The organism is Vibrio diazotrophicus, from assembly GCF_038452265.1.
GTDB lineage: Bacteria > Pseudomonadota > Gammaproteobacteria > Enterobacterales > Vibrionaceae > Vibrio > Vibrio diazotrophicus.
Window position 1 is genome coordinate 777,268 of the sequence record NZ_CP151842.1, and the last position, 17,404, is coordinate 794,671.

15 protein-coding genes are annotated in these 17,404 nt (G+C 42.7%); 8 read left to right on the plus strand and 7 right to left on the minus strand.

Features of this window, described 5'->3' with window-relative positions; genetic code table 11:
• Positions 1-22: 22 nt before the first annotated feature.
• Together bamE and recN are read right to left on the minus strand one after the other, a co-directional pair.
• Positions 23-382 carry an outer membrane protein assembly factor BamE gene (gene bamE, locus AAGA51_RS03535; RefSeq protein WP_042489066.1) on the minus strand — a complete coding sequence of 120 codons (360 nt, stop codon included), beginning with the start codon at positions 380-382 and terminating at the stop codon, positions 23-25.
• Between the two features lie 152 nt (positions 383-534).
• Positions 535-2,199 carry a DNA repair protein RecN gene (gene recN, locus AAGA51_RS03540; RefSeq protein ID WP_042489063.1) on the minus strand — a complete coding sequence of 555 codons (1,665 nt, stop codon included), beginning with the start codon at positions 2,197-2,199 and terminating at the stop codon, positions 535-537.
• A 298-nt stretch (positions 2,200-2,497) separates the two neighbouring features.
• Here recN and AAGA51_RS03545 point away from each other — a divergent pair, with 298 nt between their 5' ends.
• A complete protein-coding gene (locus tag AAGA51_RS03545; protein ID WP_156102079.1) occupies positions 2,498-2,650 on the plus strand; it encodes a hypothetical protein in 153 nt (50 codons plus the stop codon).
• Between the two features lie 54 nt (positions 2,651-2,704).
• Here the strand turns inward: AAGA51_RS03545 and AAGA51_RS03550 are convergent, their stop codons facing one another.
• From AAGA51_RS03550 to nadK, 4 genes are all read right to left on the minus strand, one after another.
• Positions 2,705-3,088 carry a Rid family detoxifying hydrolase gene (locus AAGA51_RS03550; RefSeq protein ID WP_042489061.1) on the minus strand — a complete coding sequence of 128 codons (384 nt, stop codon included), beginning with the start codon at positions 3,086-3,088 and terminating at the stop codon, positions 2,705-2,707.
• A 47-nt stretch (positions 3,089-3,135) separates the two neighbouring features.
• A complete protein-coding gene (locus AAGA51_RS03555) occupies positions 3,136-4,350 on the minus strand; it encodes an aromatic amino acid transporter (RefSeq protein WP_042489058.1) in 1,215 nt (404 codons plus the stop codon).
• A gap of 117 nt (positions 4,351-4,467) precedes the next feature.
• On the minus strand, positions 4,468-5,886 hold the full coding sequence (gene tnaA / locus AAGA51_RS03560) for a tryptophanase (RefSeq protein WP_042489055.1): 1,419 nt from the start codon (positions 5,884-5,886) through the stop codon (positions 4,468-4,470).
• A gap of 633 nt (positions 5,887-6,519) precedes the next feature.
• On the minus strand, positions 6,520-7,404 hold the full coding sequence (gene nadK, locus AAGA51_RS03565; RefSeq protein ID WP_042489052.1) for an NAD(+) kinase: 885 nt from the start codon (positions 7,402-7,404) through the stop codon (positions 6,520-6,522).
• 160 nt (positions 7,405-7,564) lie between these two features.
• On the opposite strand from nadK, the gene grpE reads away from it, so the two are divergent.
• From grpE to dnaJ, 3 genes are all read left to right on the plus strand, one after another.
• Positions 7,565-8,179: a nucleotide exchange factor GrpE gene (gene grpE / locus AAGA51_RS03570; RefSeq protein WP_042489049.1), complete on the plus strand. Its 615-nt coding sequence runs from the start codon at positions 7,565-7,567 to the stop codon at positions 8,177-8,179.
• Positions 8,180-8,463: 284 nt separating this feature from the next.
• Complete coding sequence (dnaK, locus tag AAGA51_RS03575) at positions 8,464-10,377, plus strand: molecular chaperone DnaK (RefSeq protein ID WP_042489046.1); 1,914 nt, start codon at positions 8,464-8,466, stop codon at positions 10,375-10,377.
• Between the two features lie 270 nt (positions 10,378-10,647).
• Positions 10,648-11,790 (plus strand): molecular chaperone DnaJ, encoded by a 1,143-nt coding sequence (gene dnaJ / locus AAGA51_RS03580; RefSeq protein ID WP_042489044.1) that lies wholly within the window; start codon positions 10,648-10,650, stop codon positions 11,788-11,790.
• Between the two features lie 67 nt (positions 11,791-11,857).
• Here the strand turns inward: dnaJ and AAGA51_RS03585 are convergent, their stop codons facing one another.
• Positions 11,858-12,922: a LacI family DNA-binding transcriptional regulator gene (locus AAGA51_RS03585; RefSeq protein WP_042489042.1), complete on the minus strand. Its 1,065-nt coding sequence runs from the start codon at positions 12,920-12,922 to the stop codon at positions 11,858-11,860.
• A gap of 407 nt (positions 12,923-13,329) precedes the next feature.
• On the opposite strand from AAGA51_RS03585, the gene AAGA51_RS03590 reads away from it, so the two are divergent.
• The 4 genes from AAGA51_RS03590 to AAGA51_RS03605 are packed head-to-tail and all read left to right on the plus strand — an operon-like array spanning position 13,330 to position 17,397.
• A complete protein-coding gene (locus AAGA51_RS03590; RefSeq protein ID WP_042489038.1) occupies positions 13,330-14,262 on the plus strand; it encodes a carbohydrate ABC transporter permease in 933 nt (310 codons plus the stop codon).
• A 4-nt stretch (positions 14,263-14,266) separates the two neighbouring features.
• Positions 14,267-15,109, plus strand: a complete 843-nt coding sequence (locus AAGA51_RS03595) for a carbohydrate ABC transporter permease (protein WP_156102078.1) — start codon at positions 14,267-14,269, stop codon at positions 15,107-15,109.
• Between the two features lie 4 nt (positions 15,110-15,113).
• On the plus strand, positions 15,114-16,268 hold the full coding sequence (locus AAGA51_RS03600; protein ID WP_042489035.1) for a glycoside hydrolase family 88 protein: 1,155 nt from the start codon (positions 15,114-15,116) through the stop codon (positions 16,266-16,268).
• A gap of 13 nt (positions 16,269-16,281) precedes the next feature.
• Positions 16,282-17,397 carry an ABC transporter ATP-binding protein gene (locus tag AAGA51_RS03605; RefSeq protein WP_042489033.1) on the plus strand — a complete coding sequence of 372 codons (1,116 nt, stop codon included), beginning with the start codon at positions 16,282-16,284 and terminating at the stop codon, positions 17,395-17,397.
• Positions 17,398-17,404 lie beyond the last annotated feature (7 nt).

Here is a 17,404-nt window from a genome sequence, read left to right on the forward strand (position 1 = left end):
GAAACCTTATAAGGTAATTACTCTAATTGATGCCTTCGAAAAACGAATCACCCGCTGGAAAATCACCCGAAACGTTGGTCAACGTACCTGCTGGGTTGAAATTGACGATAAGGTTCTTTTGCTCGGAATCTTTGTGCCCTTCAGTATGGTGATAGATGTAGTACCAAGTGTCAGGGTAACCATTTTCTATCAGCATTGGTGATCCAAGAACGAAACGTACCTGCTCTTTGCTCATACCAAATTTCAATTTATTTACGGATTCTTGTTCAACATAGTTGCCTTGGTTGATGTCGATTCGATAAACCAATTTTTCTAGTAATGAGCAGCCAGACAAGGTAGTCACTGCTAGGGGAATGGCAATAAGCCATTTGGTAAACTGCATATTCAAACTTCTATAAACCGTAAAATAAAACTCGCAAGATAATAAACAAGCTCACAGCGAATGTAAAAACATCAAATCACTATGAGCTAGTTGAGACTACGAATTTTGAATTTGGTTGCAAAGCTTAGACAAAAAATCGCTAGTTTTGTGTGCTATGCAGCAATTAGCAGCTCTTTTGCGTTGGCTAGTGTCGATTCAGTAATCTGACTACCACCGAGCAGACGTGCTAATTCAGAGACTCGTTGCTCGTTGTTGAGTTTCACCATCTGTGTTTCGGTTTTACCGCCTTTGGTTTGTTTTGCAACAAACATTTGGTTATGACCGCAACCCGCAACTTGAGGTAAGTGAGTGACACAAAGAACCTGAGTAGATTCGCCCAGTTTTCTCAGCATTTTGCCAACCACAGCCGCCGTTGGACCTGAAATACCCACATCCACTTCATCGAAGATCAAGCTAGGTGTATCGACTTTCTGTGCGGTGATCACTTGGATAGCGAGTGATATACGTGATAGCTCACCACCTGATGCCACTTTCGCAATAGGTTGCAGCGGTTGACCTGCGTTGGTTGACACCAAGAAGGTCACTGAGTCGATACCTAATGGAGTTGGGTGACCCACTTGGCTATTAATATCAATTTTGAACTGGGCTTTCTCCATGCTCAATTCATGCATGCTTTGACTAATCAGTTTATCCAGCTCTTTAGCGTAGCGAATGCGAGATTTATTTAACTTCTCAGCTTGAGCAAGAAACTCTTGATACTGTTTTGCTACGTCAGCTTCCAGTTCAGCGAGCTTTTCATCAGAGCTATCAAGTTGCTCAATTTGTTTGAGTAGATCTTGATGATGCTGATACAACTCTTCAGGGAGAACGTGATGCTTACGCGAAAGCGACATGATTTTCGAGTAGCGTTCTTCTACATAAGCCATGCGCTCCGGGTCTACATCAATATGATCGAGGTATGAGCGAAGTTCGTTGTTTGCTTCTTCCAACTGAATAATCGCTTCTGCAATCATATTTGGTAGCGCCGAAAGTGAGCTGTCCATTTCTGCCAGTTCTATTAAGGTATGGCTGGTGGACTGTAATAAGCTTAGTGCGTTAACTTCTTCGCCTTCATCGATTAACGTGATTGCTTTTTGGCAATTCATAGCAAGATCGCCACTGTTAGATAAGCGCTTATGCTCTTGTTCTATTTCGCTATATTCTTCTTCACCAATTGAAAGTTCATTCAGCTCTTTAATTTGGTATTCCAAAAGTTGTAGCTGCGCTTGGTTTTGTAAGCGGTTTTCTTTGAGCTGTTTCAGTTGGCTATTCGACTGTCGCCAATTTTGGTAGCTGATACGAGTACTTTCCAACAGGCTTGTATGGTTAGCATATTGATCCAACATCGCCAGTTGTTGCTCTGGTTTCATCAGTTGTTGATGCGCATGTTGACCATGGATATTAATTAGTAACTGACCTAGCGCTTTGAGTTGAGATCCCGGAACAGGGCTGCCGTTGATAAATGCACGTGAACGACCATCTTTAGTAATGGTTCTGCGCAGTATGCAGTCTTTTCCGTCAAGCAAGTCGTTATCTTCCAGCCAACGGGTAGCGTTAATATTGTTGTCTAGGATGAATGAAGCGCTGACTTCGGTTTTATCTTCACCTTGTCGAACCATGCTCGCTTCTGAACGCCCACCAAGACATAAGCTTAGGGCGTCAATAGCAATAGATTTACCAGCGCCTGTTTCGCCAGTAATGGTCGTCATTCCTTGTGAAAGCTCAAGCTGCAAAGATTTCACGATTGCAAAGTTGTTTACGCTTAAATGAGCCAGCATTTCTCGTCACCTGTACAATTAAACAATACTGTATTTTTGAACAGTATATACTGTTTCTTTATACAGTAAAGATGGCAGTGTGAAAATTTATAGAGTTGGAAATGGTGCTGTGTTTAGTGCATTTAATGGGACTCAAGTTGAGTTGCTTGATAGCACTAGCTTTCTAGCAATATGCCTTTTGAACAATGTGAGAATCGGTTTTGAATTGATTACTAAATGTTCATTAAATAGTTTGACGAGGTTCACAAAAAAGATAGAATACGCAACCTGTATACAATGTGACAAGGTGTAGAAAATCATGAACTCAGCACTTCTTTCGCTATTAGAAAAGAAAAGCACTTCGGAAAAAAGTAAATCGCAATCGACATTGGCTGACAAACTATCAAGTGTCATGATGTTTGGCGCGACACTTGCTGTAGTTGGTGTATTAGGGCTAACGTACATTGCATAAATTCAAATAAAAAAGACGCTTTAAGCGTCTTTTTTATTATCTAGCGAATAGCGCTTACTTGGTCGCTATCACTTCAATTTCCACTTTCGCATCCATAGGCAGGCGAGCGACTTCTACGCATGAGCGTGCTGGAAAAGAGGCTTTGTGGCTTTCAAAGAACTCGCCATAGACTCTGTTTACTACTGGAAAGTCATTTAAATCTTTGACGAAAACCGTAGTCTTAACAATGTTGCTTGCACTTAAACCAGCTTCTTCAATGATAGCCAAAGCATTATTGAGTGATTGCAAGGTTTGAGCTGCAACATCTTCAGGCATCTGTTTCGTCTCTGGATTAATTGGTAATTGCCCCGAGGTAATGACCATTCCCCCCAGATTGACACCTTGTACATAAGGTCCAATTGCCAGTGGTGCTTTTGTTGTATTGAGTATTTCTGCCATCGTATATCTCGTAATTAGTGGGTTGTCATTGGTGTAGCAAATCTGACTTAACCGCTGAATGTAGGTAATAGGTTCATCATTGACATAAAGTGGAACACTGCGGTTGCGATACCAAATAAGATCAGCATGCCGATCATGGCGTTGCCACCCGGTGCCATGAATCCTTCTTGTCCACCTTCTAAAGTGCGTGATTTACGAGCCAATAAAGCTGGAATTAAACACGCCCAGATTGTTGCTGCTGCACCGGCATAGCCAATCGCCAGAACAAAGCCGAAAGGGAATAATAAAGAAAGGACGAGTGGTGGAATAAATGTTACGACCCACGTTTTAGTGCGGCCTTGTTTGTTGTCTTCAAATTTGAACAGGTCTGCCAGAAAATCAAAAACACCTAAGCCTACACCGATGAACGACGAAAGAATGGCTGCCATTGAGAAGGTGTTGATTGCGTGCGATACCTTGTCTGAATCGATCACAGAACTTAATGCAGCTAGCAGAACTTCAACGTTACCGCCTTGCTCAATCACTGGGCCGAAATTGCTGCGTGGTAGGTTACCGTAAATACTGACCATCCATAGGAAGTACAGACACAGCGCGATAACAGTACCACCGAGAATGGCGTATTTTGCGCGATGCTCACATCCGTAGTAAGAACGCATACTGGCTACTGAGTGATGATAGCCAAACGAAGTTAACGCCACAGGAAGCATAGCCATAGCGTATGGAGCGTAATTGGATTCTTCGCTGATGCGGTCGAACAGTACACTCGCATCGATGTTGACGGCTAAACCCGAAACACCAAAAACAAAACTCAGTACCATAAAGGCAATAAGAACAATTGAGATCCTGTCGACTGCTCGAGTAGAGTGCCAAACGAAAAGAGAGAAAACAGCAACAAACAGGACTGACGCGATTTTATTATTAATGCCTAAAACACCTTCCAGAATTAAACCTGAAGAAGTGATGTACGCATAAAGTAAGATACCGCCAACAAAATACACCGCTAAATTATTAATTCGGTTGACGTTATCGCCGAGAATATCTTTGGTTACAGTGTTAAAAGACACTTTAAGATCATAGCGTTTGAATGCTTCCAATAGCATCCAGCCTGAGAGTGTCATCATGATCATGGTGAAGGTAATTGCGATAAGAGACCAAGTAGTCCAAGCGCCTGCTCCTGCGCTCGGTAAACCTAACATTCCAGCCCCTACACAGACGCTTGCTATGATACAAGCTCCGCCTACTAAAGATGGATTATTGTTCATAATCGTTACTCTTGTTTAAGTTTCATGTTGAGGAAAAAAGCCCGCTAAATTTATAGATTTTGTTTTGCTCGATTTAGAGGGAAATAGCGCGCCAATTAGGCGCGCTTGATTTAGTTATTATTCAACTTCTTTTAGACGAGCGGTGAAGTGGCGTAGCACTGGTGGCTCGTAAGTGAAATCGAGTCCCTTCACGTTGTGAGCATTCTCTTTTACTTTCCCAAATGCTTCGATAACGAAGTCCATATGTGTTTGAGTGTAAGTCGCACGAGGAATGGTTAAACGTAACAACTCAGCAGGACAAGGGTGTTGTTTACCGGTTGCAGGGTCACGACCCAATAGTAGTGAACCGATTTCTACAGCACGAATGCCCGCTACTTTGTAGAGTTCACAAGCTAAAGCATGAGCTGGGAACTGATGAGAAGGGATGTGAGGTAATAGCTTTCCTGCGTCAACGAATGCAGCGTGGCCGCCAGCCTGCTGACACACAACCCCAATCGCTTCTAGGCCATCAACAAGGTACTGAACCTGACCAATTCGGTACTCTAGCCAGTCTTGACGCATACCATCGTAAAGACCGACAGCAAGGCGCTCCATTGCACCGCCTTCAAGACCACCATAGGTAGGGAAACCTTCCTGAACCACACAAAGCGTACGACACTCAGTGTAAACGTCCATCATTGATTCATCTTTGAAACACAACAGACCGCCCATTTGAACCATCGCATCTTTCTTAGCAGACATCGCTAAGCCATCTGCATATTTGTAGGTTTCACGAGTGATTTCTTCGATGGTCCAATCTTGGTAACCCGGCTCACGTCGTTGGATAAAGTAAGCATTCTCGGCAAAACGAGCTGAGTCCATGATGACTGGGATATCGTAGCGTTGAGCAATTTCGTATACCGCTTTTAAGTTAGCGATAGAGACAGGCTGACCACCTGCAGAGTTACAAGTAATCGTGCTGACAATGTAAGGTACGTTCGCAGGTCCTGCTTCTTCAATCGCCATTTCCAGTTTCGCGATATCAAAGTTACCTTTGAAATCTGCATTGACAGATGTATCGAACGCTTCTTCGGTGTAGACGTTTTTCGCTACACAGCAGTTAACCTGAGTGTGTCCCTGAGTGGTGTCGAAGAAGTAGTTAGACAACGCCACCATTTTTGAACGGTCTAGGCCTTTTTCTTTTTCACGTTTTTTAATCAGTACAGGAATATAGATTTGCTCAGCACCACGCCCTTGGTGAGTTGGGATAGTTAACTCATAACCGAAGATATCTTTCACAGCATTCGCAAGTGCATAGTAGCTGCGGCTGCCACTGTATGCTTCGTCACCCATGAGCATTGCTGCTTGCATTCTTTGTGTAATAGAACCGGTACCACTATCTGTTAAAAGGTCGATAAACACATCATCACTGTCTAGCAGGAATGGGTTCATACCCGCTTTAAGAATGGCTTCTTCACGATATTCACGAGTTGTACGTTTTACTGGCTCAACAACACGAATGCGGAATGGTTCTGGTAAGTGTTTAAAGTTTTCCATGATAATACCTTTGAATATTTTAATTTTTGTCAGGCGATATTATTCGACACCCGTTATATTTTTAGGGTGCAAAATATCGCGCTAAATAATTAGCGATAAAATTCGAGTTAAATAAATCTATTTAAGAATGACCAAGCAATAACTTTAAATTAATAAAGAGAATGCAAGTATCGAAAAACGATATAAATAGATTTAGTGTTGATGCTGATTGTTTAAAAGATTCGGAAGAATGCAGAAACAACCTAGCAGACTAGGCGTGTGCAAAAGAAGGTAAGATTGAGATTTGATAGTCGTGCGTGTACCAAGCTAGGGAGCTTGACCATAACTTATTTTGAATTTTTAGATTTTTACTCATATCTAAATCCGCTTTGAGTTATAGCTGGTTGACTGATGGATGGATTCTTAACCAAGTTTATTGGTAAGTAAATTGACGGAAATAATAATTGTGACCGAAGTCCTTAACTTGAATGTGGAATAAATCATGGCTCACAAATAAGTAGCAAGGGCTAAATAAATTTATGATGGAAAACAAATTAAAACTAAAAAAATCTATTAAATATTAATATTTTTCTATAAAAAGACCTCGGTATTATTAACCGAGGTCGATAGTGACTAGAAAGTGAAGTGGTTGGTTTAAAACAATTTACTCGACCAGCCCAACTTGCTTCTCAATACACTGTAGTAACTGTAATCCTTCGGGTGGATTAACTTGAGTACATTGGGGCTTTGATAAATGATCACTTCATCACCCGGAGATACTGGTAGTGATATTTGACCATCGCAACTGACTTCCTGAGTACCTCGGTTGTCTGGTGACACCACCAATTTAATACGGCGCTTACCATCAACCACTAATGGACGACAAGAAAGTGTGTGCGGGAACATTGGTACCAGCGTAATTGCATTGAGGCTAGGGGAGACAATAGGACCGCCACCAGAAAGAGAATAGGCTGTGGAACCTGTTGGGGTAGAGATGATCAGACCGTCTGAACGCTGAGAGAAAGCGAACTTGTCATCAATGTACACCTCGAACTCGATCATATGAGCAATTTTGCCAGGGTGAAGCACAGCTTCGTTCAAAGCCGCATTGTGGCTTTTGATTTGCCCGTGGCGGTGAACTTCCGCTTCCAGTAAGAAGCGTTCTTCTTCCATGTATTCACCTTGCAAGACCGCTTGTAGGTGTGTTTGGAAATCTTCTGGGTTCAAATCGGTCAGAAAGCCTAAGTTGCCACGATTAACACCGATCACAGAGATATCAAAGCGAGACAGGACGCGAGCGGCACCCAACATATTGCCGTCACCACCGACAACAATCGCGAGATCTGCTTGCTTGCCAAGTTCGATTAAACTTGAGAAGTGGTCTTGAGGAATATCCGTTAAAATTTCTTTGAGCCTGTCGTCAATAAATACGGAATAACCTAGAGTTGTAAGCCACTGATACAATTCTTTGTGAGTCTGAATTGCTTGTTGATCTCTAGGCTTGCCAATGATGGCGATGACTTCAAATGGTTTTTTCATAAGTTTCCAACTGAATTAGGCTTGAATCAAAATTCTTCATCCCCATAATAAGGGCAAGTTACGCTTTTATGCGAATTTTTGTGTCAAGAACGTAAAAGAGAATTCAGTTCCTTAGCGGTTATTACGTAAAAGAGATAACTGAAGGAATGCAGGAGATATCATGAGCAACGAAGAAAACAAAGTTAAAGATGAAGAGCTGAAGCCAGAAGCGGTTGAAGTTGAAGCTGAAGCTGTCGGCACTGATGCTGATATCGATTGGAATCAAGATGACGCGCAAGAAGGCGAAGTGCTTGATGAGCAAGAAGCAAAAATTGCTCAACTAGAAGCGGCATTGCTTTCGACTGAACAGCGTTTGAAAGATCAGCAAGACAGCGTATTACGCGCTAAAGCTGAAGTTGAGAACATGCGTCGTCGTTCTGAGCAAGAAATTGATAAAGCACGTAAATTTGCTTTGAACCGTTTTGCTGAAGAATTGTTGCCTGTTATCGATAACCTAGAGCGTGCGATTCAAGCGGCTGACATGGAAAACGAAGCAATTAAACCTGTGATTGAAGGTGTTGAACTAACACACAAAACGTTCATTGGTGTAATTGAGAAGTTCGGTTTGAAAGAAATCAATCCAGAAGGTGAAGCTTTCAATCCTGAATTCCATCAAGCGATGTCAATTCAAGAAAGCCCAGACCACGAGTCAAACACGGTTATGTTCGTAATGCAAAAAGGTTACGAGTTAAACGGCCGTGTAGTTCGACCAGCGATGGTAATGGTTGCTAAGTAATCTTACTGAAAAAGAACGAAAACGGGAGGCAAGAGCCTCCCGTTTACTTTGTCGAAAGACAATCGTTATCGGGTGAAACCAGGTGGTAGAGCGCTGAGTTTTTATCCAGCATCAAAAAAAACACTCGAAAAGCCGATAATTTTTATTTTTTTTCATTTTTCCCCTTGAAATGCTTTTTGGCGCCCTTATCTATGGGGCATACAAGAAGCAAACATACATGTTTAGCTTTGTAGCCCGATAAGGGCATAACAAACGAACAGAGAATTTATTTCGGAGATAGCCTGATGGGTAGAATCATTGGTATTGACTTAGGTACGACTAACTCATGTGTTGCTGTACTAGACGGCGACAAACCTCGCGTAATTGAAAACGCAGAAGGTGAGCGTACCACCCCTTCTATTATTGCATATACAGACGGCGAAACATTGGTCGGTCAACCTGCAAAACGTCAAGCTGTAACGAACCCAGAAAACACGCTATTTGCTATTAAGCGTCTTATCGGTCGTCGTTTCGAAGACGAAGAAGTTCAGCGCGATATCGAAATCATGCCATACAAAATTGTACGTGCTGATAACGGTGATGCATGGGTTGAAGCGAAAGGCCAAAAAATGGCTGCACCTCAAGTTTCAGCAGAAGTTCTGAAGAAAATGAAGAAAACTGCAGAAGACTTCCTAGGTGAAGAAGTAACTGGCGCTGTAATCACAGTTCCTGCTTACTTCAACGATGCTCAACGTCAAGCAACGAAAGATGCTGGCCGTATTGCCGGTCTAGAAGTTAAACGTATCATCAACGAACCAACTGCAGCTGCTCTAGCTTACGGTTTGGATAAGAAAGGCGGCGACCGCGTTATCGCTGTATACGACCTTGGTGGTGGTACATTCGATATTTCAATCATCGAAATCGATGAAGTTGAAGGCGAGAAGACTTTCGAAGTTCTTTCTACCAACGGTGACACTCACCTAGGTGGTGAAGACTTTGATAACCGTCTGATCAACTACTTGGTTGACGAGTTCAACAAAGAACAAGGTATCAACCTGAAGAACGATCCGCTTGCAATGCAACGTCTAAAAGAAGCGGCAGAGAAAGCGAAAATCGAACTGTCTTCAGCACAGTCAACTGACGTGAACCTACCATACATCACGGCAGATGCGACTGGTCCTAAGCACATGAACATCAAAGTTTCACGTGCGAAACTAGAATCTCTAGTTGAAGACTTAGTTCAACGTTCACTAGATCCACTAAAAGTTGCTCTAGCGGATGCTGATCTGTCTGTAGGCGACATCACTGACGTTATCCTAGTTGGTGGTCAAACTCGTATGCCTATGGTTCAGAAGAAAGTTTCTGAGTTCTTCGGTAAAGAGCCACGTAAAGACGTGAACCCTGATGAAGCAGTAGCGGTTGGTGCTGCAGTTCAAGGTGGTGTACTTGCTGGTGACGTTAAAGACGTACTTCTTCTAGACGTAACTCCGCTGTCTCTAGGTATCGAGACTATGGGTGGCGTTATGACTAAGCTAATTGAGAAAAACACAACAATTCCTACTAAAGCGAATCAAGTGTTCTCAACAGCTGAAGACAACCAAAGCGCAGTAACGATTCACGTACTACAAGGTGAGCGTAAGCAAGCGACTTACAACAAGTCTCTAGGTCAATTCAACCTAGAAGGTATTCAACCTGCACCTCGTGGTATGCCTCAAATCGAAGTTATCTTCGACCTAGATGCGGACGGTATCCTGCACGTATCTGCGAAAGATAAACAAACTGGTAAAGAGCAGAAGATCACTATCCAAGCTTCTGGCGGTTTGAGCGACGAAGAAATCGAGAAAATGGTACAAGAAGCAGAAGCTAACAAAGAAGCGGACAAGAAGTTCGAAGAGCTAGCAACTGCACGTAACCAAGCTGACCAAATGATTCACGCAACTCAAAAACAAGTTGCTGAAGCAGGTGAAGCTCTTCCAGCAGAAGACAAAGAGAAAATCGAAGCCGCTGTATCAGCACTAGAAACTGCGAAGAAAGGCGACGACAAAGCAGAAATCGACGCAAAAGTTCAAGCGTTGATGGAAGCTTCTCAAAAGCTAATGGAAATTGCTCAACAGCAAGCACAAGCACAACAAGGTGCGGGCGCTGAGCAGCAATCAGCTTCTAAAGACGACGATGTTGTTGACGCTGAATTTGAAGAAGTGAAAGACGACAAGAAATAATTTGTTGTAAACGGATGGCTTGTTTAATGACAAGTCATCTGTGTTCACGATTCATTCTATTTACTTGCGGGCGTCAGAGTTTCTCTCTCGCCCGCATGTTTCTAGTTGTAGAGTCTATCTAGATAATACTATTTGCTCGTCAACTGATAGCGTCAACATATTGATTGCTAAGTAAAACCTAAATTTGTTGTCAGTAATATTATCTAGATTGATTGATAAAAGACGGAGAAGCACTGCGCTTCTCGCTCAAAGTAATTGGTAGTATAAAACATGTCAAAACGTGATTTTTACGAAGTATTAGGCGTTAGCCGTGATGCCTCAGAGCGCGATATTAAAAAGGCGTATAAGCGCCTAGCAATGAAATTCCACCCAGACCGCAATCCGGGTGATGCGACTGCTGCGGATAAGTTTAAAGAAGTAAAAGAAGCGTACGAAATTCTGACAGATGACCAGAAAAAAGCCGCTTATGACCAATATGGTCATGCAGCCTTTGAACAAGGCGGCATGGGCGGTGGCGGCTTTGGTGGCGGCGGTGCCGATTTTGGTGACATCTTCGGTGATGTGTTTGGTGACATCTTCGGCGGTGCTCGTCGTGGCGGTGGCGGTCCTCGTGCGCAGCGTGGTGCTGACCTACGTTACAACATGGAACTGAGTCTAGAAGAAGCGGTTCGCGGTTGTAGCAAAGAAATCGAAGTACCAACACTGGTTCATTGTGATACCTGTAACGGCTCTGGTGCTAAGAAAGGCACATCGGCACAAACCTGTGGAACCTGTCATGGTCACGGCCAAGTGCAAATGCGCCAAGGTTTCTTCGCTGTACAACAAACCTGTCCTACCTGTAACGGTAAAGGCAAGATCATTAAAGATCCATGTAATGACTGCCATGGTCAAGGTCGCAAGCAGAAAACCAAGACTCTTAACGTTAAGATCCCAGCAGGTGTCGATACTGGCGATCGCATTCGTTTATCAGGCGAAGGTGAAGCGGGAGAAATGGGTGCACCAGCAGGTGATTTGTACGTACAAGTTCACGTGAAAGAGCACCATATTTTTGAACGTGATGGCAACAACCTGTACTGCGAAGTGCCTGTAAGCTTTGCTATGGCAGCACTTGGCGGTGAAGTTGAAGTCCCAACCCTTGATGGTCGTGTAAACCTTAAAGTGCCAGAAGAGACGCAAACAGGCCGTATGTTCCGTATGCGTGGTAAAGGTGTGAAGAGTGTACGCGGTGGTGCTATTGGTGACTTGCTAGTGAAGCTGGTGGTAGAAACGCCTGTGAAACTCAGCTCACGTCAAAAAGAACTGCTACGTGAACTGGAAGACTCTTTCGGTGGCGAAGCGGGACAAAAACACAAACCTAAATCAGAAGGTTTCTTCAACGGCGTTAAGAAGTTCTTTGATGATCTAACCAGCTAATATCTGGTGACTAGATATAAAGATAAGGCCAGCATTGCTGGCCTTATTTGTATTCAAAATTTTGTTACTATTTGGAATGTATCTGCGGATAAACCGAATTCCGTTCAATCAGTTCTACCGCCATGTAAGCTCGGATTCCACTAATAGTACTATGCGCTTGTTTACTGATAAGCATCGCCAATCCTTGTTTGGCCAAGTCATAGTAGTTAGAGCGGATTGTTGTGAGCTGCGGAGTAACAAGTGATGATATGGGTAAATCATCAAAGCCGATAATTGAGGTATCCGCCATTTTTTTGTTCTTCAATGCCTGCATGAGAGAGATTGCCATTAAGTCACAGATGCAGAATACCCCATCGATGTTATTAAGCAGACCGTCATCAATGATTTTTGGTAGTAGGTATTTTGCGCCAAAATCCCCTCCAGCTGTGCCATGAATGATTTTGTCGTGCAGATCGGGGTCGTGTTTTTTTGCATACTCGACTAAATCGATGATCTTACAGCTTCGTTCTGGATGAATGTCAATTTGCCTGTGTGCCCGCTGAAAGCCTAGTTGTCGGTCTATTAGTGACTGTCGAAAATTGACTGTAATAATACAGTTGTTCCTGTTTCCTGCTTCCAAGAGGTATTGGCCTGCCAAGTAACCACCGTATTCATAATCAGGTGAAATGCTTGAGAACTGCATTGAAGGGTCACTGCCATTGATAATCTGCACAGGTTTGCCGATTGATTTAAGTACATCTAGCAAGTTAGGATTTTCCATCCCGACCATAATCACCGCGTCAGCGCCTTCAAATTGATCTTCTAGCGCTTCTTTGTTTTCCCCAAGACTATCGATCAGTACGACTTCAATATCAATTTCTAACCGCTCAGCTTCGAACTTCAATCCGGACAGAACTGCATAATAAAAACTATTTGGATTAGAGAAATCGTCGTTAGTAATAACAACAATTTTGCTCAATGTTGAAAGTGGAAGGGATTTATAGACCTTTCTTTTGTAGCCTAATTGCTTGACGGCTTGTTCCACCTTTAATTTCAGATCGTCACTCACGTATCCACTGTCATTTAAAGCTCGTGATACGGTCGCAATTGAGGTGTTCGCTAATTTAGCGACGTTTTCTAGGGTAGGCTTCATGGCAAAACTTATTCGATCTGTAATTTCTATTTATCTGAACATAGTTATTTTTCAGTGAGAAGTAATTTTTACATCGATAGTGGTAATTCGCATATTTGATCACAATCTAATTTAATTTTAGCCTTAAAAATAAATTGTGAATAATTTACATAAAATGTATTTTTAAAAATAAACTCAATTAAAACAGTGTTTTAATTGTTATTTTTGATTCGTGTTATTTGCGTGAAAAGATCGGGTTGTATGTAAAATTTACATTTACCTATTTTTCCATGTGTAAGTTGATCGCACTCTCATTTTTATCATTACTGATGCCGAATAATAAGTTTGATTATGGAGATAATCGCAATAAGCCGTTTATTTAATAGATTGAATAAACATAAATACAATTCAGTAGATTGAGTTTATCTATGTCTGATCAAGTACTGGCCGTGAAAATAAATCCTGAAAAATCAAAATCTAGAAAGAGAAGAAAAGTGAGAGATATGCTTACCGCATACTCTTTTATCGCTCCAAACTTTCTAGGTTTTGCAATATTTACTCTCGGACCTATTGGATTCGCCTTCTTATTGGCTTTCATGAACTGGGATGGTTCTAATCCTATGGAGTTCGTTGGGCTTGATAATTTCTTTGCGCTATTAGAAGACCGTATTTTTAAAATTTCACTCTGGAATACGATTGTCTATACAGCCTTTTCTGTTCCTCTTACCTTAATTTCTGCACTCGCTATCGCTGTATTGCTCAATCAGAAAATTAAAGGCAGAGGTTTGTTCAGAACAGCTATGTTCTTCCCATATGTGGCATCATTGGTGGCAGTAGCAGTGGTATGGAACATGGTATTCAACCCTGATATGGGGCCTGTCAACATGCTTCTGTACAATTCAGGTGTTGATCCGCAAAACCTACCTGGCTGGTCAGCGGATAAAGACTGGGCTATGCCAACCATCATCCTATTCGGTGTTTGGAAAAACATGGGTTACTACATGGTGATCTATTTGGCTGGTTTACAAGGCATTAACTCTGAACTGTATGAAGCAGCCGATATCGATGGTGCCAATAGCTGGCAAAAGTTCATCAGAATCACAGTGCCTCAACTTACACCCACCACGTTTTTCGTTTCAGTAATGCTGATGATTCAATCCTTTAAAGTGTTTGATCATGTATTACTTCTTACTCAGGGCGGTCCGGGCAGCTCAACCATGGTATTGGGCTACCACTTGTACAACGAAGCATTTGTAAGCTGGCGTTTAGGTTACTCATCAGCGATTGCAATTGTTCTGTTTTTGCTGGTGCTTATCGTGACCATTATTCAATTCAAATACGCCAAGAAGTACGAAGAGTAATAAAATGAAAATGCAATCTAAAACTAAGCAGGAAACAATTAAAAAGTTTGTTCTCTATGCAGTAATCATTGCTATTACGCTTGTAATGATCATTCCATTTATCTGGATGCTGTCTGCTTCTCTGAAACTGAGTAGAGACGTGTTTGTATTTCCTATTGAGTGGATTCCGTCAGTGCCCAGATGGCAAAACTTTGTTGATATTTGGGAACAGATCCCACTGGCGCTATTTATCTACAACACTGCGAAATTAACCGTAATCGTAACGATTCTACAGTTGCTGACCTCAAGCTTCGCAGCTTACGCCTTTGCTAAGTTACGTTTTCCGTATCGCGATGCGTTGTTCCTTGGCTATGTAGCGACTATCAGTGTTCCTTGGATCTCTTACATGGTTCCTCAGTTCATCATGATGAGAGAGATTGGGCTCAACAACACTCACGCAGCGATCATCTGCTTGCAAGCTTTCACTGCATTCGGTGTGTTCTTAATGCGTCAGTTCTACATGAGTATTCCCGATGAACTCTGTGAAGCTGCGAGAATCGATGGCATGAACGAGTACCAGATTTGGTACAAAATTATGCTGCCACTTTCTAAGCCAGCGCTTTCCACACTGACTATCTTCACATTCGTAACGACTTGGAATGATTTCCTTGGGCCAATGATTTATCTGACAGAGACCAAGCTCAAAACTATTCAGATAGGTCTACGAATGTTCATCTCTCAATACTCGGCAGAGTACGGATTGATTATGGCAGCATCAGTAGTGAGCTTAATTCCCGTACTAATTGTTTTCTTAACACTACAGCGTTTCTTCGTAGAGGGTATTGCTTCATCAGGCTTAAAAGGTTAACTAAATGAATATCAAAACACTTTCAGAGCAGAGCCTGAATAGCGCGATCACACAGGCTGTTTCTATCGTCAAAGGAAATCTCAAGCAGTTTACCTATGACAGCCAGTTCCACTCGAGTGAGAACAATTTCTACAAACCTTGTGATAACAACTTATGGACTACGGGCTTCTGGCCGGGTGCTATCTGGTTGAGCTACGAGCTCACTCAGGACCCTGTGTTCAAGTATGCCGCTCAGATTCAGGTTCAGAGTTTCAAACATCGTATTGAAAACTTAATTGAAGTCGAACATCACGACATGGGCTTTTTGTATACGCCATCTTGTGTGTCTGCATGGATGTTAACCAAAGATGAAGATGCAAAAAAAGCAGCACTGTTAGCTGCTGACCAACTGTGCTCCCGATACCAGCCTGTAGGTGAATTCATTCAGGCTTGGGGGGAGAAAAATGCGCCGGACAACTATCGCTATATCATTGACTGCTTGATGAATGTGCCTTTGCTGTACTGGGCTTACGACCAAACTGGCGACAAAAACTACCTTGATATTGCACTGAAGCACACAGAAACCACATACCAAAACTCAGTGCGTGAAGACGGCTCTACCTACCATACCTTCTTTATGGATATGGAAACGGGCGCTCCATCGTATGGCTCTGCATGCCAAGGTTACAAAGACGATTCAACGTGGGCTCGTGGTCAAGCGTGGGGTATTTACGGTTTCGCTCTGGCATACCGTTACACCAAAGATGAGAAGTATCTTGAAGTGTTTGAGCGAGTGCTGAAGGTATATTTGGAGTTTTTGCCAGAAGACCAAATTCCATACTGGGATCTGACTTTTACTGACGGCAGCAGCGAGCCAAGAGATTCTTCTTCTGCCGCTATTACTGCCTGTGGTCTGTTGGAAATGGCGGATCTGGTTGAAGAGGGTAAAGCGAAAGAATACCGAGCGATTGCTTGCTCTATGATTCAAAGCTTAATCGACAATTACGCCGTAACAGACGCGACACAGTCGAACGGTTTGTTGCTACACGGAACCTATTCGAAGAAAAGTCCTTATAACACCTGTACTGAAGAGGGTGTTGATGAGTGTGTCTCTTGGGGAGATTACTTCTACCTTGAAGCATTGACACGTTTGACCACCAACTGGAACCCGTATTGGTAAAAGGAACAGAGACATGGCTGCTATATCACTACATAAAATTAATAAGACTTATGACGACAAACATGTTGTTGTTCCAAGCATCGACTTAGAAATTAAAGATAAAGAATTCATCATCCTAGTTGGTCCTTCCGGCTGCGGTAAATCTACTACATTACGTATGATTGCTGGCTTAGAAGACATTACCAGCGGTGAGCTAATGATCGGCGGAAAGCTGGTCAACGATGTGCCGTCAAAAGATCGCGATATCGCGATGGTTTTCCAAAACTACGCGCTTTATCCGCATATGACGGTATACCAAAACATGGCGTTTGGTTTAGAGCTGCGCAAAATCGATAGAGATATCATTGAGCAGAAAGTCCAAGATGCGGCTGACATACTCGATATTACCCATCTTCTTAATCGCAAACCGAAAGCTCTATCTGGCGGCCAACGTCAGCGTGTGGCTTTAGGTCGAGCAATGGTCCGTGATCCAGAAGTTTTCTTGCTGGATGAGCCTTTATCGAACCTAGATGCCAAGCTGCGGGGCACCATGCGCGCTGAAATAAGCAAGCTACACAAGCGTCTAAATTCAACTTTTATCTATGTAACTCATGATCAGGTTGAAGCGATGACAATGGCAGACCGAATTGTGGTCATGAAAGATGGCATTATCCAACAGGTTGATACTCCGCAAGTGCTCTACGATAACCCTGCCAATGTTTTTGTCGCGGGCTTTATTGGGGCGCCTCAAATGAACTTCATTCCAGCAAAATTGCTGCTGGATGGTAGCGATTTTAAAGTGTCGGCTCTTGGGGCAACACTGACGTTGCCAAATCGTTTCTCATCGCAAACTTTGGACTCTCAACTCAATGAAGAGTTGGTGTTAGGGATTCGTCCAGAGGATATCTACGTTAAATCACCAAAAGATGTCGATGAGAGATTGATTACGCCAATGGAGTTTGAGGTGGATCTAGCTGAACCTATGGGCTCAGAAGTACACCTAAGCCTGACCTGTAAAGGGCACAAGATGGTGGCAAAAATCACTTCACGTTTGCATGCCAAAGTGGGGGACAAGTTAATTTTATATGTCGATATGACACACGCTCATTTGTTTAACGAAAAAACGACCCAGTCGTTAATGCATTTATAAGCTAAGG